At 67.8% G+C, this 23,113-nt stretch carries 34 protein-coding genes; 2 read left to right on the top strand and 32 right to left on the bottom strand.

The genetic code is table 11. The features are described 5' to 3' along the window. Nucleotides 1–55: 55 nt before the first annotated feature. Nucleotides 56–1,048 (top strand): type I pantothenate kinase, encoded by a 993-nt coding sequence (coaA, locus tag ADK52_RS01730; protein WP_053687978.1) that lies wholly within the window; start codon nucleotides 56–58, stop codon nucleotides 1,046–1,048. Nucleotides 1,049–1,073: 25 nt separating this feature from the next. Continuing rightward, nucleotides 1,074–2,021, top strand: coding sequence for a DUF389 domain-containing protein (locus ADK52_RS01725; protein ID WP_053687977.1), 948 nt, complete (start codon nucleotides 1,074–1,076; stop codon nucleotides 2,019–2,021). Between the two features lie 95 nt (nucleotides 2,022–2,116). On the opposite strand, the gene glmM is transcribed toward ADK52_RS01725, so the two are convergent. The 32 genes from glmM to rplB all read right to left on the bottom strand — a co-directional run bounded on the left by glmM (nucleotide 2,117) and on the right by rplB (nucleotide 23,079). Beyond that, nucleotides 2,117–3,475 (bottom strand): phosphoglucosamine mutase, encoded by a 1,359-nt coding sequence (glmM, locus tag ADK52_RS01720; RefSeq protein ID WP_053687976.1) that lies wholly within the window; start codon nucleotides 3,473–3,475, stop codon nucleotides 2,117–2,119. Nucleotides 3,476–3,609: 134 nt separating this feature from the next. After that, nucleotides 3,610–4,125: a 30S ribosomal protein S9 gene (rpsI, locus tag ADK52_RS01715; RefSeq protein ID WP_030154718.1), complete on the bottom strand. Its 516-nt coding sequence runs from the start codon at nucleotides 4,123–4,125 to the stop codon at nucleotides 3,610–3,612. 42 nt (nucleotides 4,126–4,167) lie between these two features. Next, entirely contained in the window at nucleotides 4,168–4,611 is a 444-nt protein-coding gene (gene rplM, locus ADK52_RS01710) for a 50S ribosomal protein L13 (protein ID WP_030154717.1), read from the bottom strand. 231 nt (nucleotides 4,612–4,842) lie between these two features. Next, nucleotides 4,843–6,147 (bottom strand): glycosyltransferase family 87 protein, encoded by a 1,305-nt coding sequence (locus ADK52_RS01705; RefSeq protein ID WP_053687975.1) that lies wholly within the window; start codon nucleotides 6,145–6,147, stop codon nucleotides 4,843–4,845. 189 nt (nucleotides 6,148–6,336) lie between these two features. Further along, nucleotides 6,337–7,956: an ATP-binding cassette domain-containing protein gene (locus ADK52_RS01700; protein WP_053687974.1), complete on the bottom strand. Its 1,620-nt coding sequence runs from the start codon at nucleotides 7,954–7,956 to the stop codon at nucleotides 6,337–6,339. 64 nt (nucleotides 7,957–8,020) lie between these two features. Next, nucleotides 8,021–8,872, bottom strand: a complete 852-nt coding sequence (truA, locus tag ADK52_RS01695) for a tRNA pseudouridine(38-40) synthase TruA (RefSeq protein WP_030154712.1) — start codon at nucleotides 8,870–8,872, stop codon at nucleotides 8,021–8,023. 112 nt (nucleotides 8,873–8,984) lie between these two features. Continuing rightward, nucleotides 8,985–9,446 carry a 50S ribosomal protein L17 gene (gene rplQ / locus ADK52_RS01690; protein WP_030154710.1) on the bottom strand — a complete coding sequence of 154 codons (462 nt, stop codon included), beginning with the start codon at nucleotides 9,444–9,446 and terminating at the stop codon, nucleotides 8,985–8,987. Between the two features lie 92 nt (nucleotides 9,447–9,538). Beyond that, nucleotides 9,539–10,561, bottom strand: coding sequence for a DNA-directed RNA polymerase subunit alpha (locus ADK52_RS01685; protein WP_007265920.1), 1,023 nt, complete (start codon nucleotides 10,559–10,561; stop codon nucleotides 9,539–9,541). 140 nt (nucleotides 10,562–10,701) lie between these two features. After that, the gene (gene rpsK / locus ADK52_RS01680; RefSeq protein WP_003956432.1) at nucleotides 10,702–11,106 is read right to left on the bottom strand and encodes a 30S ribosomal protein S11; all 405 of its coding nucleotides are present in this window, start codon (nucleotides 11,104–11,106) and stop codon (nucleotides 10,702–10,704) included. Between the two features lie 54 nt (nucleotides 11,107–11,160). Next, on the bottom strand, nucleotides 11,161–11,541 hold the full coding sequence (gene rpsM / locus ADK52_RS01675) for a 30S ribosomal protein S13 (RefSeq protein ID WP_007265919.1): 381 nt from the start codon (nucleotides 11,539–11,541) through the stop codon (nucleotides 11,161–11,163). Between the two features lie 197 nt (nucleotides 11,542–11,738). Continuing rightward, the gene (gene rpmJ, locus ADK52_RS01670; RefSeq protein WP_003956441.1) at nucleotides 11,739–11,852 is read right to left on the bottom strand and encodes a 50S ribosomal protein L36; all 114 of its coding nucleotides are present in this window, start codon (nucleotides 11,850–11,852) and stop codon (nucleotides 11,739–11,741) included. A 74-nt stretch (nucleotides 11,853–11,926) separates the two neighbouring features. Then, nucleotides 11,927–12,148: a translation initiation factor IF-1 gene (gene infA / locus ADK52_RS01665; protein WP_003956442.1), complete on the bottom strand. Its 222-nt coding sequence runs from the start codon at nucleotides 12,146–12,148 to the stop codon at nucleotides 11,927–11,929. A gap of 140 nt (nucleotides 12,149–12,288) precedes the next feature. Further along, nucleotides 12,289–13,125 (bottom strand): type I methionyl aminopeptidase, encoded by an 837-nt coding sequence (map, locus tag ADK52_RS01660; protein ID WP_030154708.1) that lies wholly within the window; start codon nucleotides 13,123–13,125, stop codon nucleotides 12,289–12,291. A 118-nt stretch (nucleotides 13,126–13,243) separates the two neighbouring features. Beyond that, entirely contained in the window at nucleotides 13,244–13,891 is a 648-nt protein-coding gene (locus tag ADK52_RS01655) for an adenylate kinase (RefSeq protein ID WP_053687973.1), read from the bottom strand. Beyond that, nucleotides 13,891–15,204, bottom strand: a complete 1,314-nt coding sequence (secY, locus tag ADK52_RS01650; RefSeq protein ID WP_030154705.1) for a preprotein translocase subunit SecY — start codon at nucleotides 15,202–15,204, stop codon at nucleotides 13,891–13,893. Before secY ends, ADK52_RS01655 begins: the two co-directional genes overlap by 1 nt. A gap of 186 nt (nucleotides 15,205–15,390) precedes the next feature. Then, nucleotides 15,391–15,846: a 50S ribosomal protein L15 gene (gene rplO, locus ADK52_RS01645; RefSeq protein ID WP_030154704.1), complete on the bottom strand. Its 456-nt coding sequence runs from the start codon at nucleotides 15,844–15,846 to the stop codon at nucleotides 15,391–15,393. Between the two features lie 2 nt (nucleotides 15,847–15,848). Continuing rightward, nucleotides 15,849–16,031: a 50S ribosomal protein L30 gene (gene rpmD, locus ADK52_RS01640; protein WP_005313525.1), complete on the bottom strand. Its 183-nt coding sequence runs from the start codon at nucleotides 16,029–16,031 to the stop codon at nucleotides 15,849–15,851. Further along, nucleotides 16,031–16,633, bottom strand: coding sequence for a 30S ribosomal protein S5 (gene rpsE, locus ADK52_RS01635; RefSeq protein ID WP_048476518.1), 603 nt, complete (start codon nucleotides 16,631–16,633; stop codon nucleotides 16,031–16,033). The genes rpmD and rpsE overlap by 1 nt, the downstream gene beginning before the upstream one ends. Nucleotides 16,634–16,678: 45 nt before the next feature. Beyond that, nucleotides 16,679–17,062 (bottom strand): 50S ribosomal protein L18, encoded by a 384-nt coding sequence (rplR, locus tag ADK52_RS01630; protein WP_030008471.1) that lies wholly within the window; start codon nucleotides 17,060–17,062, stop codon nucleotides 16,679–16,681. Nucleotides 17,063–17,064: 2 nt separating this feature from the next. Continuing rightward, the gene (rplF, locus tag ADK52_RS01625) at nucleotides 17,065–17,604 is read right to left on the bottom strand and encodes a 50S ribosomal protein L6 (protein WP_030154703.1); all 540 of its coding nucleotides are present in this window, start codon (nucleotides 17,602–17,604) and stop codon (nucleotides 17,065–17,067) included. 20 nt (nucleotides 17,605–17,624) lie between these two features. Beyond that, nucleotides 17,625–18,023: a 30S ribosomal protein S8 gene (gene rpsH / locus ADK52_RS01620; protein WP_007265911.1), complete on the bottom strand. Its 399-nt coding sequence runs from the start codon at nucleotides 18,021–18,023 to the stop codon at nucleotides 17,625–17,627. Between the two features lie 223 nt (nucleotides 18,024–18,246). Beyond that, nucleotides 18,247–18,432, bottom strand: coding sequence for a type Z 30S ribosomal protein S14 (locus ADK52_RS01615; protein WP_003956452.1), 186 nt, complete (start codon nucleotides 18,430–18,432; stop codon nucleotides 18,247–18,249). Between the two features lie 5 nt (nucleotides 18,433–18,437). Continuing rightward, complete coding sequence (gene rplE, locus ADK52_RS01610; RefSeq protein ID WP_030154702.1) at nucleotides 18,438–18,989, bottom strand: 50S ribosomal protein L5; 552 nt, start codon at nucleotides 18,987–18,989, stop codon at nucleotides 18,438–18,440. After that, nucleotides 18,989–19,312: a 50S ribosomal protein L24 gene (rplX, locus tag ADK52_RS01605; RefSeq protein ID WP_053687972.1), complete on the bottom strand. Its 324-nt coding sequence runs from the start codon at nucleotides 19,310–19,312 to the stop codon at nucleotides 18,989–18,991. Before rplX ends, rplE begins: the two co-directional genes overlap by 1 nt. Nucleotides 19,313–19,314: 2 nt before the next feature. After that, the gene (gene rplN / locus ADK52_RS01600) at nucleotides 19,315–19,683 is read right to left on the bottom strand and encodes a 50S ribosomal protein L14 (RefSeq protein WP_003956455.1); all 369 of its coding nucleotides are present in this window, start codon (nucleotides 19,681–19,683) and stop codon (nucleotides 19,315–19,317) included. Between the two features lie 105 nt (nucleotides 19,684–19,788). Continuing rightward, nucleotides 19,789–20,070, bottom strand: coding sequence for a 30S ribosomal protein S17 (gene rpsQ, locus ADK52_RS01595; protein WP_030026328.1), 282 nt, complete (start codon nucleotides 20,068–20,070; stop codon nucleotides 19,789–19,791). Further along, a complete protein-coding gene (gene rpmC / locus ADK52_RS01590; protein ID WP_008739703.1) occupies nucleotides 20,070–20,294 on the bottom strand; it encodes a 50S ribosomal protein L29 in 225 nt (74 codons plus the stop codon). Before rpmC ends, rpsQ begins: the two co-directional genes overlap by 1 nt. Further along, entirely contained in the window at nucleotides 20,294–20,713 is a 420-nt protein-coding gene (rplP, locus tag ADK52_RS01585) for a 50S ribosomal protein L16 (protein WP_030026326.1), read from the bottom strand. Before rplP ends, rpmC begins: the two co-directional genes overlap by 1 nt. Before the next feature lie 5 nt (nucleotides 20,714–20,718). Further along, nucleotides 20,719–21,558, bottom strand: coding sequence for a 30S ribosomal protein S3 (gene rpsC / locus ADK52_RS01580; RefSeq protein ID WP_007265905.1), 840 nt, complete (start codon nucleotides 21,556–21,558; stop codon nucleotides 20,719–20,721). Further along, entirely contained in the window at nucleotides 21,558–21,905 is a 348-nt protein-coding gene (rplV, locus tag ADK52_RS01575; RefSeq protein ID WP_007265904.1) for a 50S ribosomal protein L22, read from the bottom strand. Before rplV ends, rpsC begins: the two co-directional genes overlap by 1 nt. A gap of 43 nt (nucleotides 21,906–21,948) precedes the next feature. Then, entirely contained in the window at nucleotides 21,949–22,230 is a 282-nt protein-coding gene (gene rpsS, locus ADK52_RS01570; RefSeq protein WP_030154697.1) for a 30S ribosomal protein S19, read from the bottom strand. 12 nt (nucleotides 22,231–22,242) lie between these two features. Continuing rightward, nucleotides 22,243–23,079, bottom strand: a complete 837-nt coding sequence (gene rplB, locus ADK52_RS01565) for a 50S ribosomal protein L2 (protein ID WP_030298213.1) — start codon at nucleotides 23,077–23,079, stop codon at nucleotides 22,243–22,245. Nucleotides 23,080–23,113 lie beyond the last annotated feature (34 nt).

Below are 23,113 nucleotides of genomic sequence, written 5' to 3'. Positions count from 1 at the left end.
CGACAATGGCCCTGTGATCACTTCGCCGCCACGAAGCACGCCGCCGGAGAGCGCGATGGAGCGCCCCGACCGCCCCGAGCGACCCCACCGCCGGGCCGAGGTCTCCCCGTACGTCGACCTCACCCGCGACGAGTGGAGCGCGCTGCGCGAGCGGACCCCGCTCCCCCTCACCGCCGAGGAGGTCGAGCGGCTGCGCGGCCTCGGCGACGTCATCGACCTCGACGAGGTCCGGGACGTCTACCTGCCGCTCTCGCGCCTCCTCAACCTCTACGTCGGCGCCACGAGCAACCTCCGCGGCACCCTCAACACCTTCCTCGGCGACGCCGGCAACGGCCACGGCGCCCAGCAGGGCACCCCTTTCGTCATAGGGGTCGCCGGCTCCGTCGCCGTCGGCAAGTCCACCGTGGCCCGCCTCCTCCAGGCCCTCCTCGCCCGCTGGCCCGAGCACCCCCGCGTCGAGCTGGTCACCACCGACGGGTTCCTCTACCCCATGAAGGAGCTCCAGCGGCGCGGGCTGACCTCCCGCAAGGGCTTCCCGGAGTCGTACGACCGCCGCGCGCTCACCCGCTTCGTCGCGGACATCAAGGCGGGCAAGGACGAGGTCAGCGCCCCGGTCTACTCGCACCTGATCTACGACATCGTCCCCGGCGAGAAGCTCGTCGTGCGCCGCCCCGACATCCTGATCGTCGAGGGGCTCAACGTCCTCCAGCCGGCGCTGCCCGGCAAGGACGGCCGTACGCGCGTCGCGCTCGCCGACTACTTCGACTTCAGCGTGTACGTGGACGCCCGGCCCGAGGACATCGAGCGCTGGTACCTCAACCGGTTCCGGAAGCTGCGCGAGACCGCGTTCCAGAATCCCTTCTCCTACTTCCGCAAGTACACCCAGGTCTCCGAGGAGGAGGCGATGGAGTACGCGCAGACCATGTGGCGCACGATCAACAAGCCGAACCTCCTGGAGAACGTCGCCCCCACCCGCGGCCGCGCGACGCTCGTCGTGCGCAAGGGCCCGGACCACAAGGTCCAGAAGCTCAGCCTCCGCAAGCTCTGACCCCGCCGCCGACTAAGGTGCGGCCATGCTGCACCTTCGGTTGATCACACCGGCCGACCGGACCGACGCCGTGGTCTCGGTCATCGAATCGACGGTCGGCACCACCCACCTGGTCGTACTGCCGGGCGCCGCCCGCGATCCGCGCGGCGACCTCGTGCTGTGCGACGTCGCCCGGGAGGCGGGGGACGAGCTGCTGCACGAGCTCAGGGAGCTGGGCGTCGAGGAGGACGGCTCGATCGCCGTCGAGAACATCGACCTGTCGCTGTCCCGGCGGGCCGACGCGGCCGAGGAGGAGGCCCCGGGCGAGGGCGCCGACGCGGTGCTGTGGGAGCAGCTGACCGAGGCCACGCACGAGGAGTCCACGCTCACCATCACGTACGTCGCGTTCATGATCATCGCCACGATGATCGCGGCCTGCGGCGTGGTCCTCGACAACGCCGTCCTGATCGTGGGCGCGATGGCGGTCGGCCCGGAGTTCGGTCCGCTCGCCGGAGTCTGCACCGGCGTGGTGCGGCGCCGGCCGCGGCTCGCGCTGCGGTCCCTCACCGCACTGCTGATCGGTTTCGCCGTGGCGATCGCCGCCACCACCGTCTTCAGCCTGGGGATGGACGCCATCGGGCAGTTCCACGCGGGGATGCTGGACCGGCCCCGCCCGAACACCGGCTTCATCTGGCAGCCGGACTCGTTCTCCTTCGTGGTGTCGCTGCTCGCGGGGATCGCGGGAGTGCTGTCCCTGACCTCGGCGAAGTCCGGGGCGCTGGTGGGCGTCGCGATCTCGGTGACCACCGTCCCGGCGGGCGCGAACGCCGCCGTGGCGCTCAGCTACGGGGAGTTCGCCCAGATGTGGGGCTCCGCCGAGCAACTGCTGCTCAACCTCGGCGGGATCATGCTGGCCGGCGTCCTGACCCTGTACGGCCAGAAGGCGCTGTGGCGGACCCAGCGCGGCCGGTGGTCCCGCCGGCCCACGACCTGAGCGGATCCCGCCGCGAACGCCGTCGGCCCCGCCCTCCGGGATCAGCGGGAGGGCGGGGCCGACGCGGAAAGGGACCTCGGACCGGTCCGGGCCGTCTAGCCGAGCGCCGACTTCACGGCGTCCGCGAGCCGCCCGGCGACCGCGCGGGCCTGCTCGATGTCGGCGGCCTCGACCATCACCCGTACGAGCGGCTCGGTACCCGACGGACGGAGCAGCACCCGCCCGGTGGTGCCCAGCTCGCGCTCGGCGTCGGCGACGGCCGCGGCCAGCTCCCCGGAGGTCGCGACCCGGGACTTGTCCACGTCGGGGACGTTGATCAGCACCTGCGGCAGCCGCCGCATGACACCCGCGAGCTCGGCGAGCGAGCGGCCCGTGGCCGCGACGCGGGCCGCGAGCAGCAGGCCGGTGAGCGTGCCGTCGCCGGTCGTGGCGTGGTCGAGGATGATCACGTGGCCGGACTGCTCGCCGCCGAGCGCGTAGCCGTTCGCCTTCATCGACTCCAGCACGTACCGGTCGCCGACGCCGGTCTGCACGACCTCGATGCCCTCGCCCTCCATGGCCAGCTTGAAGCCGAGGTTGGACATCACGGTGCCGACGACGGTGTTGCCGCGCAGCTGCCCGGCCTCGCGCATGGCCAGGGCCAGCACCGCGAGGATCTGGTCGCCGTCGATCTCGGCGCCGGTGCCGTCGACAGCGAGGCAGCGGTCCGCGTCGCCGTCGTGCGCGATGCCGAAGTCGGCGGCGTGCTCGACCACGGCCTGCTTGAGGAGCTCCAGGTGGGTGGAGCCGCAGCCGTCGTTGATGTTGAGGCCGTCGGGCTCGGCGCCGATGGTGACGATCTCCGCGCCGGCCCGGGTGAAGGCCTCGGGCGAGACGAACGCGGCGGCGCCGTGCGCCTCGTCCAGGACGATCTTCAGGCCGTCGAGGCGGTTGGGGAGGACCCCGATGAGGTGGGCGACGTACTTGTCGAAGCCCTCGGTGTAGTCGGAGACGCGGCCGACGCCGGCTCCGGTGGGCCGGTCCCACGGGGCGCCGGTGCGGTGCTCCTCGTAGACGGCCTCGATGCGGTCCTCCAGCTCGTCGGCGAGCTTGTGGCCGCCGCGGGCGAAGAACTTGATGCCGTTGTCGGGCATCGCGTTGTGGCTGGCGGAGAGCATCACGCCGAGGTCGGCACCCAGCGCACCGGTGAGATACGCCACCGCCGGGGTGGGCAGCACACCGACGCGCAGGACGTCCACGCCCGCGCTCGCGAGGCCCGCGACGACCGCGGCCTCCAGGAATTCGCCGGAGGCGCGGGGGTCGCGGCCGACGACCGCGGTCGCCCGGTGGCCCGCGAAGGTGCCCGCCTCGGCGAGTACGTGGGCAGCTGCCACGGAGAGGCCGAGCGCGAGCTCAGCCGTCAGATCCGCGTTGGCGACGCCGCGTACACCGTCCGTCCCGAAGAGTTGTCCCACTGTTGTCCTCCCGAGTTCACGCTTCGTTTGTGACCGCTTGTGACATGTATTTGCCGCTTGTGGCGGTAAACGAACCGCCCCGGCAGCACAGAGAGTGCTGCCGGGGCGGTTTGTTGCTGAACAGCAGGCGCAGATTAACGCTTGCTGTACTGCGGAGCCTTACGGGCCTTCTTGAGACCGGCCTTCTTGCGCTCGACCGCACGGTCGTCGCGGGAAAGGAAGCCGGCCTTCTTCAGCGCCGGGCGGTTGTTGTCGACGTCCGCCTCGTTCAGGGCGCGGGCCACACCGAGGCGCAGGGCGCCGGCCTGACCGGAGACGCCGCCACCCGCGATGCGGGCGATGATGTCGTAGCGACCGTCGAGCTCGAGGAGCTTGAACGGCTCGTTGACTTCCTGCTGGTGCACCTTGTTGGGGAAGTAGTCCTCAAGGGTGCGACCGTTGATCTTCCACTTGCCGGTGCCCGGAACGATCCGGACGCGGGCGATGGCGTTCTTGCGACGGCCCAGGCCGGCGGCCGGCTGCGGGTCGCCGAAGCGGCCGGCAAGGGACTCGGAGGTGTAGTCGCCCTCGACGACGACCTCAGACTCGGTGGTGTACTCCTCGACGCCCTCGAACTCTTCGACGGGGGTCTCGGCGGTGGTCTCGGCCACGATGCTCCTCAGAATTTTCTACGTCTTAGGGGGTGGCCGGAACTACTGCGCGACCTGGGTGATCTCGAACGGCACCGGCTGCTGGGCAGCGTGGGGGTGCTGGTCGCCCGAGTAGACCTTCAGCTTCGAGAGCATCTGACGGCCCAGGGTGTTCTTGGGGAGCATGCCCTTGACGGCCTTCTCGACGGCCTTCTCCGGGTTGTTCGCCAGGAGGTCGTCGTAGCGCACCGAACGCAGACCGCCCGGGAAACCGGAGTGGCGGTACGCCATCTTCTGGGACGCCTTGTTGCCGGACAGGTGCACCTTGTCGGCGTTGATGATGACGACGAAGTCGCCCATGTCCATGTGAGGCGCATAGGTCGGCTTGTGCTTGCCACGCAGGAGGGCAGCGGCCTGGGTCGCCAGACGGCCGAGGACAACGTCCTGGGCGTCGATGACGAGCCACTGGCGCGAGATGTCGCCGGGCTTGGGGCTGAACGTACGCACGCGTATGCCTTCGCTTCTTCAGTGGTGGTATCCCACGGGCGCAAGCCCCACGGGAAGGTCCTGACAGGGTCACCACGGACGATCACGACAGCCCTCGTTCACATCAGGGACGCAACCCGTGTGAACCGCTGGTCATCGGTCCGGTGGACCGGCGTAAGGCCCTTTCACGTGAGAATGAGCAAGCCAATACGCATAACAAACCAGCAGGATACCCAAGCAGACCCGTACGGGTCAAAACGCGGTCCGCGATGCCGATTCTGCTGGCGTCGCGGCGCACTCCGGTTCGGTCCTGGGTGGGGACCCCGCAGTTGTTACGGGTCCCAGAGTAACCCGACCGGAGAGCAACGCACGACGCGCCAGCAGAATCGCCAGCCCGCACAGGGTGGCGCAGTCCTTGAAGGCGCGCCGCTTGTGGGCCAGCTCCGAGGGCCACGGGATCAGGGCCACCTGGGGCGCCAGGGCCAGCCAGAACCAGGGCGAGCGGGGCATCGAACCGGGCCGCACCCCCGAGGCCAGCAGCAGCGGCAGCACCACCAGGAGGTAGTGGTCGAAGGAGGGACGGGAGACCAGGAATGCGGCGAGCATCACCATGCAGGCCGTCTCCACCAGCCGCAATTGCCCCTGGTCGCCCGCCTCGCCCTCGGCGGAGTCCGGCCGCCGCCAGCGCCGCCAGGCGCCCCACAGCCCGGCCGCGGCCCCCGCGAAGGCCACCGCCACCGCCACCGGCTGCGGCACCCCCAGCCGCGGCAGCACCGCGATCGGCGAGGCGTCCCAGGGCAGGGCGTAGGCGTCCTGCCCCTGGAAGAGGAACGGCAGGGTCTTGGTGAAGAACAGCGACGGGCTCGGCATCAGCAGCGCCCCCACCAGCGAGGCCCCCAGCGGCACCAGCACGGCCGCGGCCAGCCCCCGCCACTGCCGGGCCAGCAGGAACAGCAGCCCGATCGGCACCAGCATCGGTTTGCAGGCGATCGCCAGCCCCACCACCAGGCCCGCCGCCGCCCACTGCCTGCGGTGCGCGAGCAGCAGCGCCACCGGCAGCGCGGCCGCCGATATGGCCGTCCAGTTGCCGATCAGCACGAGGTTCACGTACGGCTTGTAGGCCAGGGCCAGCACCGCGAAGCCGCCGACCGCCAGCCGCGAGCGCAGCGGCACCGAGAACAGCCGCAGCGAGGCCAGCCAGCCCGCGCCCAGCAGCCCCGACATCCCCACCGGGAGCAGCCAGCGCAGCACCGTCTGCGGCAGCAGTGCCTCCGGTACCGCCATCAGCACGGCGCTCGGCAGGTACAGGAACCGCTTGTCCTCGTACGGGGAGCCGCCGTCCAGCAGCGTCCGCGCGGCCTTGACCACGAAGGCGTTGTCCGAGCCCCAGTTCTCCCGCAGGCTCGTGGAGACCGCGATGCCGAGCACCACGGCCAGGGCCACGGCCCGCAGGGGCCCGGACGCCGGCCGGAGCAGCCAGAGCACCAGCCGGTGCCCGAACGCCGGATCCCTTACGGTGTCCCATCCCCTGAGCCAGCCGTCAGGCCGCAGCCGCACAACGCCTCCCGATCGACCCGCCCGGGGGCAGTCTCCCCCCAGCGCTTCCGCTCGACCCTACGTTCGTCCCCAACGGGTTCCCGAGACCCGTTCCCACCGCCGCCCTCGCACCCCTCGGCCCCAGGGGGCCTCAGGGGCTTCGGACGGCTGCGCCGGACTCCGTCCGCCGAGCGGGGCCGAACACCCGTGTCAGCGGCGGCGCTCCACGCGCCGCTCGTCCCAAACGGGTTCCTGAGTCTCTCGCACAACACCGTCGGAACCGAAGACCAGGAAACGGTCAAATGTCCGCGCGAACCACCGGTCGTGCGTGACGCACAGCACAGTGCCCTCGTACGACTCCAGACCGTCCTGGAGCGCCTCCGCGGACTCCAGGTCCAGGTTGTCGGTCGGCTCGTCCAGCAGCAGCGCCGTGGTACCCGCCAGCTCCAGCAGCAGGATCTGGAAACGCGCCTGCTGGCCGCCCGACAGCCGCTCGAACGGCTGCTCCCCCTGGCGCTCCAGCTCGTAGCGGCGCAGGACGGCCATGGCGGGGCCGAGCGGCTTCGCGGCCTCCGTCCACAGGATGTCGACGAGCGTGCGGCCGAAGAGCTCGGGGTGGGCGTGCGTCTGCGCGAAGTGACCGGGGACCACCCGGGCGCCCAGCTTGAAGCCGCCCGTGTGCTTGACGTCCTCGCCCGCCAGCAGCCGCAGGAAGTGCGACTTCCCGGAGCCGTTCGAGCCGAGCACCGCGACCCGCTCTCCGTAGAAGACCTCCAGCGAGAACGGCTTCATCAGCCCGGTGAGCTCAAGATTCTCGACGGTCAGCGCGCGCACGCCGGTCCGGCCGCCCTTCAGGCGCATCTTGATGTCCTGCTCGCGCGGCGGCTCCGGCGGCGGGCCGGCCTCCTCGAACTTCTGGAACCGCGTCTGCATCGCCCGGTAGCGCGAGGCCATGTCGGGGCTGCTCGCCGCCTGGTTGCGCAGCCGCAGGACCAGCGCCCTCAGCCGGGCGTGCTCCTCGTCCCAGCGCCGCTTGAGCTCCTCGAAGCGCGCGAAGCGCTCCTTGCGGGCGTCGTGGTACGTGTCGAAGCCCGCGCCGTGCACCCACACGTCCGTGCCCGTGGGGCTCGGCTCCAGGCTGATGATCTTCTCGGCAGCCCGGGACAGCAGCTCCCGGTCGTGGGACACGAAGAGCACCGTCTTGCGGGTGGCCTTCAGCTGCTCCTCCAGCCACCGCTTGCCCGGGACGTCCAGGTAGTTGTCCGGCTCGTCGAGCAGCAGCACCTCGTCCGGTCCGCGCAGCAGCGCCTCCAGCACGAGCCGCTTCTGCTCACCGCCCGACAGCGTGCGCACCTCGCGGAACTGCGCGGCGTCGTACGGGATGGCCAGCGCGGCCATCGTGCAGACGTCCCACAGGGTCTCCGCCTCGTAGCCCTGTACGTCGGCCCAGTCGCTGAGCGCCTGCGCGTACGCCATCTGCGCGGACTCGTCGTCCACCGTCATGATCAGGTGCTCGGCGCGGTCGACGGCCTTCGCGGCCTCCCGGATCCGCGGCTGGGCCACCGAGACCAGCAGGTCCCGTACGGTCGTCTCGTCCCGTACGGAGCCCACGAACTGCGACATCACGCCGAGGCCGCCGCTGACGGTGGTCCCGCCGCCGTGCGGCTGGAGGTCGCCGGAGATCAGCTTCAGCAGGGTGGACTTGCCGGCGCCGTTCGCCCCGACGAGGGCGACGACCGACCCCTCCCCCACGCGGAAGGAGACGTCGGGGAGCAGGACCCGCCCGTCGGGAAGGTAGTACTCCAGGTGGCTGGCTTCGAGATGTCCCATGCGGGGCATTGTCCAGGCCCGGCGCCGATCCGCCCAAACGGATTCGGCGGCGGCCGCCGGCGGGTCAGCAGCAGCCGGCGCCCGGGAGGGTGCGCATGTTGCGCGCCTCCTTGCTGCGGGCGGCCAGCAGCTCGTCCGCCGGGTAGCCGACCTCCTCCAGGGTGAGCCCGTGCGGCTTCACGACGTGCACCGAGGAGTCCCGTACGGCGGCCCGCAGGACCTTCCCCGGCCAGTCGGTCGGCCGGTGCCCGTCCCCGACGTGCAGCAGGGCGCCGACCAGCGAGCGGACCATGTTGTGGCAGAAGGCGTCGGCGCGGACGGTCGCGGTGACGATCCCGTCCTCGGCGCGCTCCCAGCTGAGCTGCTGGAGGGTGCGGATGGTCGTGGCGCCCTCGCGCTTCTTGCAGTACGCGGCGAAGTCGTGCTCGCCGAGCAGCGCGGCGGCGGCCTCGTTCATGGCGTCCACGTCCAGCGGCCACTGGTGCCACAGCACGTGCCCGCGGCGCAGCGGGTCCACGCCGCCCTGGTGGTCGCCGACGCGGTAGGCGTAGCGGCGCCAGATGGCGGAGAACCGGGCGTTGAAGCCCTCGGGGGCCTCGGCGGCCTTCCACACCCGTACGTCGTGCGGCAGCCGGCCCGCGAGGCGGCGCAGCAGCTTGTCGTGGTGCTCGGCCCACACCTCGTCGCGCACGTCGAACTGGGCGACCTGCCCGCGCGCGTGCACGCCCGCGTCGGTCCGCCCGGCCACCGTCAGCTCGACCGGGTCCGGCAGCCGCATCACGGTCTGCAGGGCCGACTCCAGCTCGCCCTGGACGGTCCGCAGCACGCGCTGCTTCGCCCAGCCGGAGAAGTCCTTCCCGTCGTACGACAGGTCCAGCCGTACCCGGACGTGCCCGGGCTCCACCTCGTCACTCACGTGACCGATCCTCTCAGAAGCTCAAGAACGTCAGAAAACGCAGAACGGGCCCGCCCCGGGAAGGGGCGGGCCCGTTCAGAGCCGATCAAGCAAGCTCGATCCCGAAGCGGGATCAGGCCTCCTTGGTCTCCTCGGCGGGGGTCTCGACAGCCTCCGCCTCCTTGACCGCGCGCTTGGTGGCGGCCTCGGCCTCACCGGTGGCCTGCTGGGCGACCGTAAGGGCCTCGACCAGCTCGATCACGGCCATCGGGGCGTTGTCGCCACGACGGTTGCCGATCTTGGTGATGCGCGTGTAACCACCGGGGCGGTTCTCGTAGCGCGGGGCGATCTCGGTGAACAGCGTGTGCACGATGCTCTTGTCCGTGATCGTCTGCAGCACCAGGCGACGGTTGTGGATGTCGCCCTTCTTGGCCTTGGTGACCAGACGCTCGGCGTAGGGACGCAGGCGGCGGGCCTTGGCCTCGGTGGTGGTGATGCGGCCGTGCTCGAAGAGCGCCTTCGCGAGGTTCGCGAGAAGGTGCTTCTCGTGCGCGGCGCTGCCGCCCAGACGGGCACCCTTTGCGGGACGCGGCATGGTGTTACTCCTTCATATCTGCACCGGCCGTGTCAGGTACCGGTGTCAGTTCCCCCGCGGCGGCTGCCGCGGGAAAGTTCTACGGGTGGTGCTCAGTACTGCTCGGTCTCCACGAAACCGGCGTCCGCGTCGTCGTCGGCGCCGAAGGCGTCGGCGGCGGCGGTCGGGTCGAATCCGGGCGGGCTGTCCTTGAGGGCCAGGCCCATGCCGGCCAGCTTCGCCTTGACCTCGTCGATCGACTTCGCACCGAAGTTGCGGATGTCGAGCAGGTCGGCCTCGGAGCGGGCGACGAGCTCACCCACGGAGTGGATGCCCTCGCGCTTGAGGCAGTTGTACGACCGAACGGTGAGCTCGAGCTCCTCGATCGGCAGCGCCAGGTCGGCGGCCAGGGCGGCGTCCGTCGGGGACGGGCCCATGTCGATGCCCTCGGCGTCGATGTTGAGCTCGCGCGCCAGACCGAACAGCTCGACCAGGGTCTTGCCGGCGGACGCCATGGCGTCGCGCGGGCGCATGGCCTGCTTGGTCTCGACGTCGACGATGAGCTTGTCGAAGTCGGTGCGCTGCTCGACTCGGGTCGCCTCGACCTTGTAGGTGACCTTGAGGACCGGGCTGTAGATGGAGTCGACCGGGATGCGGCCGATCTCCTGGCCCAGCTGCTTGTTCTGGACGGCGGAGACGTAGCCGCGACCGCGCTCGACGGTCAGCTCCATCTCCAGCTTGCCCTTGCCGTTGAGCGTGGCGAGGACGAGGTCCGGGTTGTGCACCTCGACACCGGCCGGGGGCGCGATGTCGGCAGCGGTGACCAGGCCGGGACCCTGCTTGCGCAGGTACATCACGACCGGCTCGTCGTGCTCCGAGGAGACGACCAGCTGCTTGATGTTGAGGATGATGTCGGTGACGTCTTCCTTGACACCGGGCACGGTGGTGAACTCGTGCAGGACGCCGTCCACGCGGATGCTGGTGACAGCGGCACCCGGGATCGAGGACAGGAGCGTGCGGCGCAGCGAGTTGCCGAGGGTGTAGCCGAAGCCCGGCTCGAGCGGCTCGATCACGAACCGCGAGCGGTACTCGTCGACGACCTCTTCGGTCAGCGAAGGACGCTGAGCGATAAGCATGTGTGTTCCTTCAGTCGTGGACGCCCACTATTTGACGCCCGACGGGTAAAGCCAGGTACTGCAAGGGTACGGGCGGCACGTCCCCCCGAAGGGGTTCGTACCGCCCGGACACTCAAAGACGCACAAGTGCGTCCGCTGCGTCAGACGCGGCGGCGCTTCGGCGGGCGGCAGCCGTTGTGCGGGGTGGGGGTGACGTCCTGGATCGAGCCGACCTCGAGGCCGGTGGCCTGGAGGGAGCGGATCGCGGTCTCGCGGCCGGAGCCCGGACCCTTGACGAAGACGTCAACCTTGCGCATGCCGTGCTCCTGCGCGCGGCGGGCGGCCGACTCGGCGGCCATCTGCGCGGCGAAGGGGGTGGACTTGCGCGAGCCCTTGAAGCCGACGTGGCCGGCGGAGGCCCAGGAGATCACGTTGCCCGAGGGGTCCGTGATCGAGACGATCGTGTTGTTGAACGTGCTCTTGATGTGGGCGTGCCCGTGAGCGACGTTCTTCTTTTCCTTGCGGCGCACCTTCTTGGCAGCGCCCTGACGACCCTTGGGGGGCATCTAAATCTCCTACGGGAGGTGGTCGGTCCTACAGCGCAAGACCGCTGAACAGGACTACTTCTTGCCCGGCTTCTTCTTACCGGCGATCGCGCGACGCGGGCCCTTGCGGGTACGCGCGTTCGTGCTGGTGCGCTGACCGTGCACCGGGAGGCCGCGACGGTGGCGGATGCCCTGGTAGCACTGGATCTCGATCTTGCGGCGAATGTCGCCCTGGATCTCGCGGCGGAGGTCACCCTCGGTACGGAGGTTGGCGTCCACGTACTCGCGGATCTTGACGAGGTCCTCTTCGGCCAGGTCACGAACGCGGGTGTTCGGGTTCACGCCGGTGGAGGCGAGGATCTCCTTGGACCGGGTGCGCCCGATACCGAAGACGTAGGTGAGTGCGATCTCCACGCGCTTTTCGCGCGGGATGTCAACACCGGAAACGCGTGCCACAAATGGCTCCTGTGTGTTCGGGGGTCTTCCGCAGAACCACTCCCGACCGCCGACCACCCTGATGGATGGTGGTACGTCCGGGTCCCCGGCCCCCGCCGGAGGTGCCGCCGGCCCTTCTCAGGGCTGGGCGGGTTCTGCGTATGTACGTTTTCTTACGTCGCGCGAAGAACTGCGTAGTGCAGGTCGGTCGGCGTGCGTCAGCCCTGGCGCTGCTTGTGGCGCAGGTTGTCGCAGATGACCATGACCCGACCGTGACGGCGGATCACCTTGCACTTGTCGCAGATCTTCTTGACGCTCGGCTTGACCTTCATGTTGGTGAGGTTCTCCGGGTCAGTGCCACCACCCGCACCGGGACGAGACGTCCGGGCAGGAGTGAGGACAAGATCTACTTGTATCGGTAGACGATCCGGCCACGCGTGAGGTCGTACGGAGACAGCTCCACAACGACCCGGTCATCCGGGAGGATGCGGATGTAGTGCATACGCATCTTGCCGCTGATGTGCGCGAGGACCTTGTGACCGTTCTGCAGTTCCACCTTGAACATCGCGTTCGGGAGGGACTCGATCACGGTGCCCTCGATTTCGATGGCACCTTGCTTCTTGGCCACGCTTCGCCCTTCGAATCGGCTACCTTGATCAGCTCCCTGCTTCGCATGCGGACATGCGGGTGCAAAGGAGCCGACGAGTCAGTCTACGTCAGGGCACCCAGAAAGACGAATCCGGAAAGTTTGCCCCACAGCGTAGATCATTAACCGAGCGGGTCCGGCGCGGTGGTGACGCCGTACTCCGCCAGCTTCGCCTTGCCGCAGTCCGGGCTGGTCAGGACGATGGGCCCGGCCTCGGTCAGGGCGATGGAGTGCTCCCAGTGCGAGGACCAGGTGCCGTCCGTGGTGATGACCGTCCAGTCGTCCGCCAGGACCTCCGTCTGGGGGGTGCCCAGGGAGACCATCGGCTCGATCGCCAGGCAGACGCCCGGGACCAGCTTGATGCCCTTGCCCCGCTTGCGCGAGACGTAGTTCAGCAGGTGCGGGTCCATGTGCATCTCGGACCCGATGCCGTGGCCGCCGTAGTCCTCGATGATCCCGTACTTGCCGGTCGCGGGCCGCGGCTGGCGGCGGATGTAGCCCTCGATCGCCTTGGAGATGTCCACGAGGCGGTTGCCGAGCTTCATGGCCGCGATGCCGGCCCACATCGACTCCTCGGTCACCCGCGAGAGCTCGATCAGCTCCGGAGCGTGACCCGTGCCCACGAAGGCCGTGTACGCGGCGTCGCCGTGCCAGCCGTCGACGATCGCGCCGGCGTCGATCGAGATGACGTCGCCGTCCTTGAGGACCGTCTTGTCGTCCGGGATGCCGTGGACCACGACCTCGTTCACGGACGTGCAGATCGTCGCGGGGAAGCCGCCGTAGCCGAGGAAGTTCGACTTGGCCCCGGCATCCGCGATGACCTTGCGGGCCACCATGTCCAGATCCCGCGTCGTGGCGCCCGGTACGGCCGCCTCACGGGTCGCCGCGTGGATCGCGGCGACGACCAGCCCTGCCTCGCGCATCTTCGCGATCTGCTCGGGGGTCTTGATCTGGACCATGGGTAGTGCCTTCCACCTTCGGACTTCGGTCTGCGTTCATGCCGGTGTGCCGGTCGTCTCAACAGTACGGCCGCGGGGTCCTGGGGACACCGCGGCCGTTCTGCTCACCACAAGGTTGCTACTTCTTGAGCGCGTCCATCGCACGCTGCGTGACGTCCGCGACCTCGCCGAGGGCGGGGATCGTCACCAGCAGGCCCTGGGCCTTGTAGTAGTCGATGATCGGCTCGGTCTGCGTGTGGTAGACCTCCAGCCGGTTGCGCACCGTGGCCTCGGAGTCGTCGTCACGCTGGTACAGCTCGCCGCCGCAGGTGTCGCAGACACCCTCGGTCTTCGGCGCCGCGTACACGACGTGGAAGACGTGCGCGGAGTCGTTGCGGCAGATCCGGCGGCCGGCGATGCGCTTGACGACCTCGTCCTCCTCGACCTCCAGGTCGAGGACGGCATCCAGCTTCATGCTGGCGGCCTGCAGCATCTCGTCCAGCGCCTCCGCCTGGGAGACGTTGCGCGGGAAGCCGTCCAGCAGGAAGCCGTTCACGGCGTCCGGCTGCTCCATCCGGTCCTTGGCCATGCCGATGGTGATCTCGTCGGGGACGAGGTCACCGGCGTCCATGAACGCCTTCGCGCGCTGGCCCAGCTCGGTGTTCTGGCTGATGTTGGCGCGGAAGAGGTCGCCCGTGGAGATGTGCGGGATCGACAGGTTCTTCGCAAGGAACGCGGCCTGCGTTCCCTTGCCCGCACCGGGCGGTCCGACGAGGACGATTCGCATCAGCGGAGGAACCCTTCGTAATTGCGCTGCTGGAGCTGGCTCTCGATCTGCTTCACGGTTTCCAGACCCACACCCACGATGATGAGGATGCTCGTCCCGCCGAACGGGAAGTTCTGGTTCGCTCCGAAGCCGGCCAACGCCATCGTCGGCACAAGAGCGATGAGACCCAGGTACAGCGACCCCGGCCAGGTGATCCGGTTGAGCACGTAGCTCAGGTACTCGGCGGTGGGTCGACCGGCACGGATACCCGGGATGAACCCACCATACTTCTTCATGTTGTCTGCAACTTCCTCGGGGTTGAAAGAAATCGCCACGTAGAAGAACGCGAAGAAGACGATCAGGAGGAAGTAGGCCGCGATGTAGTACGGGTGGTCGCCCTTGACGAAGTGCTTCTGGATCCAGGTGGCCCAGCCGGCGGTCGAGCCGCTGAACTGCACGATCAGCGCCGGGATGTACAGCAGCGACGAGGCGAAGATGACCGGGATGACACCGGCCTGGTTCACCTTGAGCGGGATGTACGTCGAGGTGCCCCCGTACGCGCGGCGGCCGATCATGCGCTTCGCGTACTGGACCGGAATCCGACGCTGCGCCTGCTCGACGAAGACGACGAGCGCGACCATGGCCAGGCCGACGAGGATGACCACGCCGAACTCGACCCAGCCGTCGGCGATCTTGCCCTGGAGCTTGATCTGCCACAGGGCACCGATGAAGCCGGCGGCGATCGAGATGAACATCAGGATCGACATGCCGTTGCCGATGCCGCGGTCCGTCACGAGCTCACCGAGCCACATGACGACACAGGTGCCCGCGGTCATGGTGATGACCATGACGATGGTGGTGAAGATCGACCGGTTCGGGACGATCTGGCTGGCGACCTGGCAACCCTGGAACAGGGCACCAGTGCGGGCGGTGGCGACGAGGCCGGTGCCCTGCAGGATCGCGAGTGCGACCGTCAGATAGCGCGTGTACTGAGTGATCTTCGCGGTGCCGGACTGACCCTCTTTTTTGAGGTTCTCCAGTTTCGGGATGACCACGGTCAGCAGCTGCAGGATGATGCTCGCCGTGATGTACGGCATGATGCCGAGCGCGAAGATCGTGATCTGCAGCAGCGCACCGCCGCTGAACATGTTGACGAGACCGAAGAGGCTGTTGCTGCTCCCGGCCTGGTCCACACAGATCTGAACGTTCTTGTAGCTCACGCCGGGTACCGGGATGTGGGACCCGAGCCGGAACAGCACGATGATGCCGAGCGTGAAGAGCAGCTTCTTGCGCAGGTCGGGCGTCTTGAACGCCCGGGCGAACGCGGTGAGCACGGTGCCTCCTGCGACCCCCGCGCTACTGCGTCAGAGGTGACGGTCTGAGGGATCGACGAATACGTACAAGCAAAGGTGCAGGCCACCTTACCGGCGACTGCGCCCCCCGTGGAACGACCAACCGGGGATGCCCCATATGTGAGGCATCCCCGGTCGGGTTTCTAGCTATCTGTCACCTGGTTCGTCTTAGACGAGCTCGGTGACGGTGCCGCCGGCAGCGGCAATCTTCTCCTTGGCGGAGGCGGAAACGGCGTCAACCGAAACCGTCAGCGCCACGGAGATCTCGCCCTGGCCCAGGACCTTGACGAGGCTGTTCTTGCGCACCGCGCCCTTGGCGACCAGGTCGGCCACCGTGACCTCTCCACCCTCGGGGTAGAGAGCGCCGAGCTTGTCCAGGTTGACAACCTGGAACTCGGTGCGGAACGGGTTCTTGAAGCCCTTGAGCTTCGGCAGACGCATGTGGAGGGGCATCTGCCCACCCTCGAAGCGCTGCGGGATCTGGTAACGGGCCTTCTGGCCCTTCGTACCACGACCGGCCGTCTTACCCTTCGACGCCTCACCACGACCGACACGGGTCTTCGCGGTCTTGGCGCCGGGGGCGGGACGGAGGTTGTGGGCCTTCAGCGGGCTGTTCTCAGCCATGATTAGTCAACCTCCTCAACCGTCACGAGGTGGCGGACGGTGTGAACCATTCCGCGGAACTCGGGGCGGTCCTCCTTGACGACCACGTCGTTCAGGCGCTTGAGCCCGAGCGAACGCAGCGTGTCGCGGTGGTTCTGCTTGCTGCCGATGTACGACTTCGTCTGCGTGATCTTGAGGCGGGCCATTAGACACCCGCCCCAGCACGCGCACGAAGCAGGGCCGCGGGGGCGACGTCCTCGAGGGGCAGACCACGGCGAGCCGCGATCTCCTCGGGACGCTGCAGGCCCTTGAGGGCCTCCACGGTCGCGTGCACGATGTTGATCGCGTTGTCGGAGCCGAGCGACTTCGACAGGATGTCGTGAACGCCGGCGCACTCCAGAACGGCGCGCACCGGGCCACCGGCGATCACACCGGTACCGGGGGAAGCAGGCTTCAGCAGGACAACGCCGGCCGCCTTCTCGCCCTGGATCGGGTGCGGGATGGTGCCCTGGATGCGCGGAACCTTGAAGAAGTTCTTCTTGGCTTCCTCGACACCCTTGGCGATGGCCGCGGGAACTTCCTTGGCCTTGCCGTAACCGACACCTACAGTGCCGTCACCGTCGCCCACCACGACCAGCGCGGTGAAGCTGAAGCGGCGACCACCCTTGACAACCTTGGCGACGCGGTTGATCGCGACAACGCGCTCAACGTAAGCGGTCTTCTCGGCGGCAGGGCCACCGTCGCGACCCTTCCGGTCCCGCCGCTCGCCGCCACCGGCACCGCTTCCGCGGCGCTGGGGTCCAGCCATTGGATTACCTCTCTCTGTTACGTCCGTGAGTCCCGGAACCGGGGCTTAGAACTTCAGCCCGGCTTCGCGGGCGGCGTCAGCCAGAGCGGCAATGCGCCCGGCGTATCGGTTGCCACCGCGGTCGAACACGACGGTCTCGACACCCGCGGCCTTGGCACGCTCGGCGACGAGCGCGCCGACAGCCTGGGCCTGCGAGCTCTTGTCGCCTTCGCCACCGCGGATCGAAGCGTCCAGGGTCGACGCGGACGCCAGGGTGTGACCCTGGAGGTCGTCGATGACCTGAGCAACGATGTTGCGGTTGGAACGCGTCACGACGAGGCGCGGACGCTCCGCCGTACCCGAGACGTTCTTGCGGATGCGGATGTGGCGGCGAGCCTTGGCAGCGCGCTTGTACGCGTCGCCCTTGGCGATCTTCACACCGTATGCCATGGCTACTTACCAGCCTTTCCGACCTTGCGGCGGATGACCTCGCCGGCGTACTTGACACCCTTGGCCTTGTACGGGTCGGGCTTCCGCAGCTTGCGGATGTTGGCGGCGACCTCGCCGACCTTCTGCTTGTCGATGCCCTCGACCGAGAACTTGGTGGGCGACTCGACCTTGAAGGAGATGCCCTCGGGCGCCTCGATCAGGATCGGGTGGCTGTAACCAAGCTGGAACTCCAGAGCGGAGCCCTTCGCGGCGACGCGGTAACCGACACCGCTGATCTCGAGAGCCTTGACGTATCCCGTGGTCACACCGGTGATCATGTTCGCCACCAGCGTGCGGGACAGGCCGTGCAGGGCCTTGTTCTGACGCTCGTCGTTGGGGCGGGTGACGTTCAGAACGCCGTCCTCACCCTTGACGATCTCGATCGGCGCGGCGACGGTGTGCGAGAGGAGACCCTTGGGGCCCTTCACCGCGACCGTGCGGCCATCGATGGTGACGTCCACACCGGCGGGAACCTGGATGGGGAGCTTGCCGATTCGCGACATTGCTTTTCCTCCGTTCCCGACTACCAGACGTAGGCGAGGACTTCCCCACCTACGCCCTTCTTGCCTGCCTGCTGGCCGGTGAGGAGACCGTGGGACGTGGAGATGATCGCCACGCCCAGGCCGCCGAGCACCTTCGGCAGGTTGGTGGACTTTGCGTACACGCGCAGACCGGGCTTCGAGATCCGCTTGATGCCCGCGATGGAGCGCTCACGGTTCGGCCCGAACTTCAGCTCGAGGACGAGGTTCTTGCCGACCTCGGCGTCCTCGACCTTCCAGCCGGTGATGAAACCCTCCTGCTTGAGGATCTCCGCGATGTGCGACTTGATCTTGCTGTGCGGCATCACGACGGTGTCGTGGTACGCCGAGTTAGCGTTACGCAGACGGGTCAGCATGTCTGCGATCGGGTCAGTCATGGTCATGAAGTGGCCTTCGGCCTCTCTCGCCGGGGTTTCCTGTATGCGCCATCCCTCTCCCCACTCAGTGGCGGGACGGGTGCGGTGCGGGGACCTACGGCGTAGTAAGTCGTTATGGACGGCGGACGCCCAACCCCACAAGCCTACGGCATGCGGAGCAGGGCACCCACCGACCAGATGCTTACCGAGAGTCTCTGGAACTTCCCAAGTCCTTGCGGACTGGAGGGAATTACCAGGAGCTCTTGGTCACGCCCGGCAGCTCGCCACGGTGAGCCATCTCACGAAGGCAGACGCGGCACAGGCCGAACTTGCGGTACACGGAGTGGGGACGACCGCAGCGCTGGCAGCGGGTGTACGCACGCACACCGAACTTGGGCTTGCGGGCAGCCTTCGCGATGAGAGCCTTCTTCGCCATCTCGCTTACGCCTCCTTGAAGGGGAAGCCGAGGTGACGAAGGAGCGCGCGGCCCTCAGCGTCGTTGGTCGCCGTGGTGACCACGGTGATGTCCATACCCCGGGTACGGTCGATCTTGTCCTGGTCGATCTCGTGGAACATGACCTGCTCCGTGAGACCGAAGGTGTAGTTGCCACGGCCGTCGAACTGCTTCGGCGACAGACCACGGAAGTCACGGATACGCGGCAGCGCGAGCGACAGCGTACGGTCCAGGAACTCCCACATGCGGTCACCACGGAGGGTGACGTGGCAGCCGATCGGCTGACCCTCACGCAGCTTGAACTGCGCGATGGACTTGCGGGCCTTCGTGACGGCCGGCTTCTGACCGGTGATCGTCGTCAGGTCGCGGATGGCGCCGTCGATCAGCTTGGAGTCGCGGGCGGCGTCGCCCACACCCATGTTGACCACGATCTTCACGAGACCGGGGATCTGCATGACGTTCTCGTACGAGAACTCCTCACGCAGCTTGCCCGCGATGTCCTCGCGGTACTTCGTCTTGAGACGCGGAGTGGTAGCCATCAGATGTCCTCACCCGTCCGCTTGGCAACGCGGATCTTGTTGCCCTCGTCGTCGAAGCGGAAACCGACGCGGGTAACGACCTTCTGGCCGTCCTTCTCCACAACCAGCTGAACGTTGCTGACGTGGATCGGCGCCTCGGTGATCACGATGCCACCGGTCTGCGAACCACCAGCGGTCTGACCGGCCTTGGTGTGCTTCTTGACCCGGTTGACACCCTCGACGAGGACGCGGTTCTCGCTGGGCATGGCCGCGATGACCTTGCCCTGCTTGCCCTTGTCCTTACCGGTGATGACCTGGACCAGGTCGCCCTTCTTGATCTTCATGCTTACAGCACCTCCGGCGCGAGCGAGATGATCTTCATGAACTTCTTCTCGCGCAGCTCACGGCCCACGGGGCCGAAGATACGGGTGCCACGAGGGTCGCCGTCGTTCTTGAGAATGACAGCGGCGTTCTCGTCGAAGCGGATGTACGAGCCGTCCTGGCGGCGGCGCTCCTTGACGGTGCGAACGATGACCGCCTTGACGACGTCACCCTTCTTCACGTTGCCACCGGGGATCGCGTCCTTGACGGTGGCGACGATGACGTCACCGATGCCCGCGTAGCGGCGACCGGAGCCACCGAGAACACGGATGCAAAGGATCTCCTTGGCACCAGTGTTGTCGGCGACACGCAGTCGCGACTCCTGCTGGATCACGTCTATCTCCTGTTTGTCTGCCGGTTCCCGGCGGGGGCTTCACTCCGAGGAGCGAGGCCCCCACCGAGCCTGGCGGAACTGACCTGAGGGAAACCCCTCAGGTGATTACTTGGCCTTCTCGAGGATCTCGACGATGCGCCAGCGCTTGCTCGCCGACAGCGGACGCGTCTCCATGATGAGGACGCGGTCGCCGACGCCGGCAGCGTTCTGCTCGTCGTGAGCCTTGAGCTTGTTCGTACGGCGGATGACCTTGCCGTACAGCGCGTGCTTGACGCGGTCCTCGACGGCGACGACGACGGTCTTGTCCATCTTGTCGCTGACGACGAGACCCTCACGGGTCTTGCGGAAGCCGCGCTCGTTCGTCTCAGTCACGTTCTTCTCGCTCATCAGGCGCTCTCCACCGTCTCGATACCGAGCTCACGCTCGTGCATCAGGGTGTAGATGCGAGCGATGTCCTTACGGACGGACTTGAGCCGGCCGTTGTTCTCCAGCTGACCCGTGGCCGCCTGGAAGCGGAGCTTGAACAGCTCCTCCTTGGCCTCGCGCAGCTTGCCAACGAGCTCCTCGTTGCCGAGCTCACGCAGCTCGGACGCCTTGGTTCCCGTCGCCATCACGACTCACCTGCCTCGCGCCGAACAATCCGGCACTTCATCGGAAGCTTGTGAGCAGCGCGGGTGAGCGCCTCACGAGCAATCTTCTCGTTCGGGTAGGACAGCTCGAACATGACCCGGCCCGGGTGCACGTTCGCGATCCACCACTCGGGAGAACCCTTACCGGAACCCATGCGGGTCTCGGCCGGCTTCTTCGTCAGCGGACGGTCCGGGTAGATGTTGATCCAGACCTTGCCGCCACGCTTGATGTGGCGGGTCATCGCGATACGAGCCGCCTCGATCTGGCGGTTCGTCACGTAGGCGGGGGTGAGCGCCTGGATGCCGTACTCGCCGAACGAGACCTCAGTACCGCCCTTGGCCATACCGCGGCGCTTCGGGTGGTGCTGCTTGCGGTGCTTGACCCTACGAGGGATCAGCATGTCGGTCAGGCCTCCGTTCCGGTGCTCTCGGCCGGAGCGGCGGCGGGAGCGTCGGCCTTGGGGGCCTCGGCACCAGCAGCCTGCTGCGGCTTGCGGCCACCACGGCCGCCGCGCTCGCCACCACGGCCACCACGGCCGGCGGGACGGTCGCCAGCGCCGGCACCACGGGCCGGGCGGTTACCCGCACGGGCCGCAGCGTTCTCGGCGCGAACCTCGGCGATGTTCTTGACGTCGCCCTTGTAGATCCAGACCTTCACACCGATACGGCCGAAGGTGGTCTTGGCCTCGAAGAAGCCGTAGTCCACGTTCGCGCGCAGCGTGTGCAGCGGCACACGACCCTCGCGGTAGAACTCGGAGCGGGACATCTCGGCGCCGCCGAGACGGCCGCCACACTGGATCTTGATGCCCTTGGCGCCGGCCTTCATCGTGCCCTGCATGCTCTTGCGCATGGCACGACGGAAGGAGACGCGGGAGGAGAGCTGCTCGGCAACGGCCTGGGCAACCAGCTGAGCGTCGAGCTCGGGGTTCTTGACCTCGAGGATGTTCAGCTGGACCTGCTTGCCCGTGAGCTTCTCGAGGTCACCGCGGATGCGGTCGGCCTCGGCGCCACGGCGGCCGATGACGATGCCCGGACGAGCGGTGTGGATGTCCACACGCACGCGGTCACGGGTGCGCTCGATCTCAACCTTCGAGATGCCGGCGCGCTCCATGCCGGACGTCATCATCCGACGGATGGCGACGTCTTCCTTGACGTAGTCCTTGTACAGCTTGTCGGCGTACCAACGCGACTTGAAGTCGGTGGTGATGCCGAGCCGGAACCCGTGCGGGTTTACCTTCTGGCCCATTACCGGGAACCTTCCTTGCTGCTGACGACCACGGTGATGTGGCTGGTCCGCTTGCGGATCCGGTAGGCACGGCCCTGGGCACGCGGACGGAACCGCTTCAGGGTCGGGCCCTCGTCCACGTACGCCTCGCTGATGACCAGCGTGGAGGCGTCCGGGTGGTTGTAGTTGTGTGCGGCGTTGGCAATGGCGCTGTCCAGCACCTTGCCGACCGGCACGCTCGCGGCCTGCGGGGCGAAACGCAGGACCGCCTGAGCCTCCGTGGCATCCATGCCACGGATAAGGTCCACCACGCGGCGGGCCTTCATGGGCGTGACGCGGATGTACCGCGCCTGGGCCCTGGCTTCCATGGTTGTCCCTTCGGTGTAAGTCATAGTCGTTACCACCCCGCCTTTAGCGGCGCTTCGACTTCCGGTCGTCCTTGACGTGGCCGCGGAAGGTGCGAGTCGGCGAGAACTCGCCGAGCTTGTGGCCGACCATCGACTCGGTGACGAACACCGGGACGTGGGTCTTGCCGTTGTGCACCGCGATGGTGTGACCCAGCATGGCCGGGATGATCATCGAGCGACGGGACCAGGTCTTGATGACGTTCTTGGTACCAGCTTCGTTCTGAGCGTCCACCTTCTTAACGAGGTGTCCGTCGACGAAGGGTCCCTTCTTGAGACTGCGCGGCATCTAAACCCGCTCCTAGCGCTTCTTGTTCGTCTTGCGGCGGCGGACGATGTACTTGCTCGAAGCCTTCTTCGGCGAGCGAGTACGACCCTCCTTCTGACCCCACGGGGAGACCGGGTGACGACCACCGCTGGTCTTGCCCTCACCACCACCGTGCGGGTGGTCAACCGGGTTCATCGCGACACCGCGGACGGAGGGGCGAACGCCCTTCCAGCGCATGCGGCCGGCCTTGCCCCAGTTGATGTTCGACTGCTCGGCGTTGCCGACCTCGCCGACCGTCGCGCGGCAGCGCGCGTCGACCAGGCGGATCTCACCGGACGGCATACGAAGGTGGGCCATCGTGCCCTCCTTCGCCAGCAGCTGCACGGAGGCACCCGCGGAACGGGCGAACTTGGCGCCACCACCGGGACGGAGCTCGATCGCGTGGATCGTGGTACCGACCGGGATGTTGCGGAGGGCCAGGTTGTTGCCGGGCTTGATGTCGGCCGTGGGGCCGTTCTCAATCCGGTCGCCCTGGGACAGACCGCGGGGAGCGATGATGTAGCGCTTCTCGCCGTCCGCGTAGTGCAGGAGCGCGATGCGCGCCGTGCGGTTGGGGTCGTACTCGATGTGCGCGACCTTGGCCGGCACGCCGTCCTTGTCGTGACGACGGAAGTCGATCACGCGGTAGGCGCGCTTGTGTCCGCCACCCTGGTGGCGAACGGTGATCCGACCGGTGTTGTTACGGCCGCCCTTGCTGTGCAGCGGGCGAACCAGCGACTTCTCCGGCGTGGACCGCGTGATCTCGACAAAGTCGGCGACGCTGGAGCCACGACGGCCCGGGGTCGTCGGCTTGTACTTGCGGATACCCATTTCTCAGTCCTCGTCCGATTCCGGACGACTAGAC

The organism is Streptomyces sp. WM6372 (genome assembly GCF_001279655.1).
Classification (GTDB): domain Bacteria; phylum Actinomycetota; class Actinomycetes; order Streptomycetales; family Streptomycetaceae; genus Streptomyces.
This window is presented reverse-complemented; position numbering and strand designations above follow the sequence as displayed.

What these genes read in the sequence shown, in the direction of transcription:
- coaA (WP_053687978.1), top strand. Translation starts at nt 56, where the DNA reads ATGGAGCGCCCCGACCGCCCCGAGCGACCCCACCGCCGGGCCGAGGTC.
- ADK52_RS01725 (WP_053687977.1), top strand. Translation starts at nt 1,074, where the DNA reads ATGCTGCACCTTCGGTTGATCACACCGGCCGACCGGACCGACGCCGTG.
- ADK52_RS01700 (WP_053687974.1), bottom strand. Translation starts at nt 7,956, where the DNA reads ATGGGACATCTCGAAGCCAGCCACCTGGAGTACTACCTTCCCGACGGG.
- rplQ (WP_030154710.1), bottom strand. Translation starts at nt 9,446, where the DNA reads ATGCCGCGTCCCGCAAAGGGTGCCCGTCTGGGCGGCAGCGCCGCGCAC.
- ADK52_RS01685 (WP_007265920.1), bottom strand. Translation starts at nt 10,561, where the DNA reads ATGCTTATCGCTCAGCGTCCTTCGCTGACCGAAGAGGTCGTCGACGAG.
- rpsK (WP_003956432.1), bottom strand. Translation starts at nt 11,106, where the DNA reads ATGCCCCCCAAGGGTCGTCAGGGCGCTGCCAAGAAGGTGCGCCGCAAG.
- rpmJ (WP_003956441.1), bottom strand. Translation starts at nt 11,852, where the DNA reads ATGAAGGTCAAGCCGAGCGTCAAGAAGATCTGCGACAAGTGCAAGGTG.
- map (WP_030154708.1), bottom strand. Translation starts at nt 13,125, where the DNA reads ATGGTCCAGATCAAGACCCCCGAGCAGATCGCGAAGATGCGCGAGGCA.
- ADK52_RS01655 (WP_053687973.1), bottom strand. Translation starts at nt 13,891, where the DNA reads ATGCGAATCGTCCTCGTCGGACCGCCCGGTGCGGGCAAGGGAACGCAG.
- rplO (WP_030154704.1), bottom strand. Translation starts at nt 15,846, where the DNA reads ATGGCTGAGAACAGCCCGCTGAAGGCCCACAACCTCCGTCCCGCCCCC.
- rpmD (WP_005313525.1), bottom strand. Translation starts at nt 16,031, where the DNA reads ATGGCCCGCCTCAAGATCACGCAGACGAAGTCGTACATCGGCAGCAAG.
- rpsE (WP_048476518.1), bottom strand. Translation starts at nt 16,633, where the DNA reads ATGGCTGGACCCCAGCGCCGCGGAAGCGGTGCCGGTGGCGGCGAGCGG.
- rplR (WP_030008471.1), bottom strand. Translation starts at nt 17,062, where the DNA reads ATGGCATACGGTGTGAAGATCGCCAAGGGCGACGCGTACAAGCGCGCT.
- rplF (WP_030154703.1), bottom strand. Translation starts at nt 17,604, where the DNA reads ATGTCGCGAATCGGCAAGCTCCCCATCCAGGTTCCCGCCGGTGTGGAC.
- rpsH (WP_007265911.1), bottom strand. Translation starts at nt 18,023, where the DNA reads ATGACCATGACTGACCCGATCGCAGACATGCTGACCCGTCTGCGTAAC.
- ADK52_RS01615 (WP_003956452.1), bottom strand. Translation starts at nt 18,432, where the DNA reads ATGGCGAAGAAGGCTCTCATCGCGAAGGCTGCCCGCAAGCCCAAGTTC.
- rplE (WP_030154702.1), bottom strand. Translation starts at nt 18,989, where the DNA reads ATGGCTACCACTCCGCGTCTCAAGACGAAGTACCGCGAGGACATCGCG.
- rplX (WP_053687972.1), bottom strand. Translation starts at nt 19,312, where the DNA reads ATGAAGATCAAGAAGGGCGACCTGGTCCAGGTCATCACCGGTAAGGAC.
- rpsQ (WP_030026328.1), bottom strand. Translation starts at nt 20,070, where the DNA reads ATGAGCGAGAAGAACGTGACTGAGACGAACGAGCGCGGCTTCCGCAAG.
- rpmC (WP_008739703.1), bottom strand. Translation starts at nt 20,294, where the DNA reads ATGGCGACGGGAACCAAGGCGTCCGAGCTGCGTGAGCTCGGCAACGAG.
- rplP (WP_030026326.1), bottom strand. Translation starts at nt 20,713, where the DNA reads ATGCTGATCCCTCGTAGGGTCAAGCACCGCAAGCAGCACCACCCGAAG.
- rpsC (WP_007265905.1), bottom strand. Translation starts at nt 21,558, where the DNA reads ATGGGCCAGAAGGTAAACCCGCACGGGTTCCGGCTCGGCATCACCACC.
- rplV (WP_007265904.1), bottom strand. Translation starts at nt 21,905, where the DNA reads ATGGAAGCCAGGGCCCAGGCGCGGTACATCCGCGTCACGCCCATGAAG.
- rpsS (WP_030154697.1), bottom strand. Translation starts at nt 22,230, where the DNA reads ATGCCGCGCAGTCTCAAGAAGGGACCCTTCGTCGACGGACACCTCGTT.
- rplB (WP_030298213.1), bottom strand. Translation starts at nt 23,079, where the DNA reads ATGGGTATCCGCAAGTACAAGCCGACGACCCCGGGCCGTCGTGGCTCC.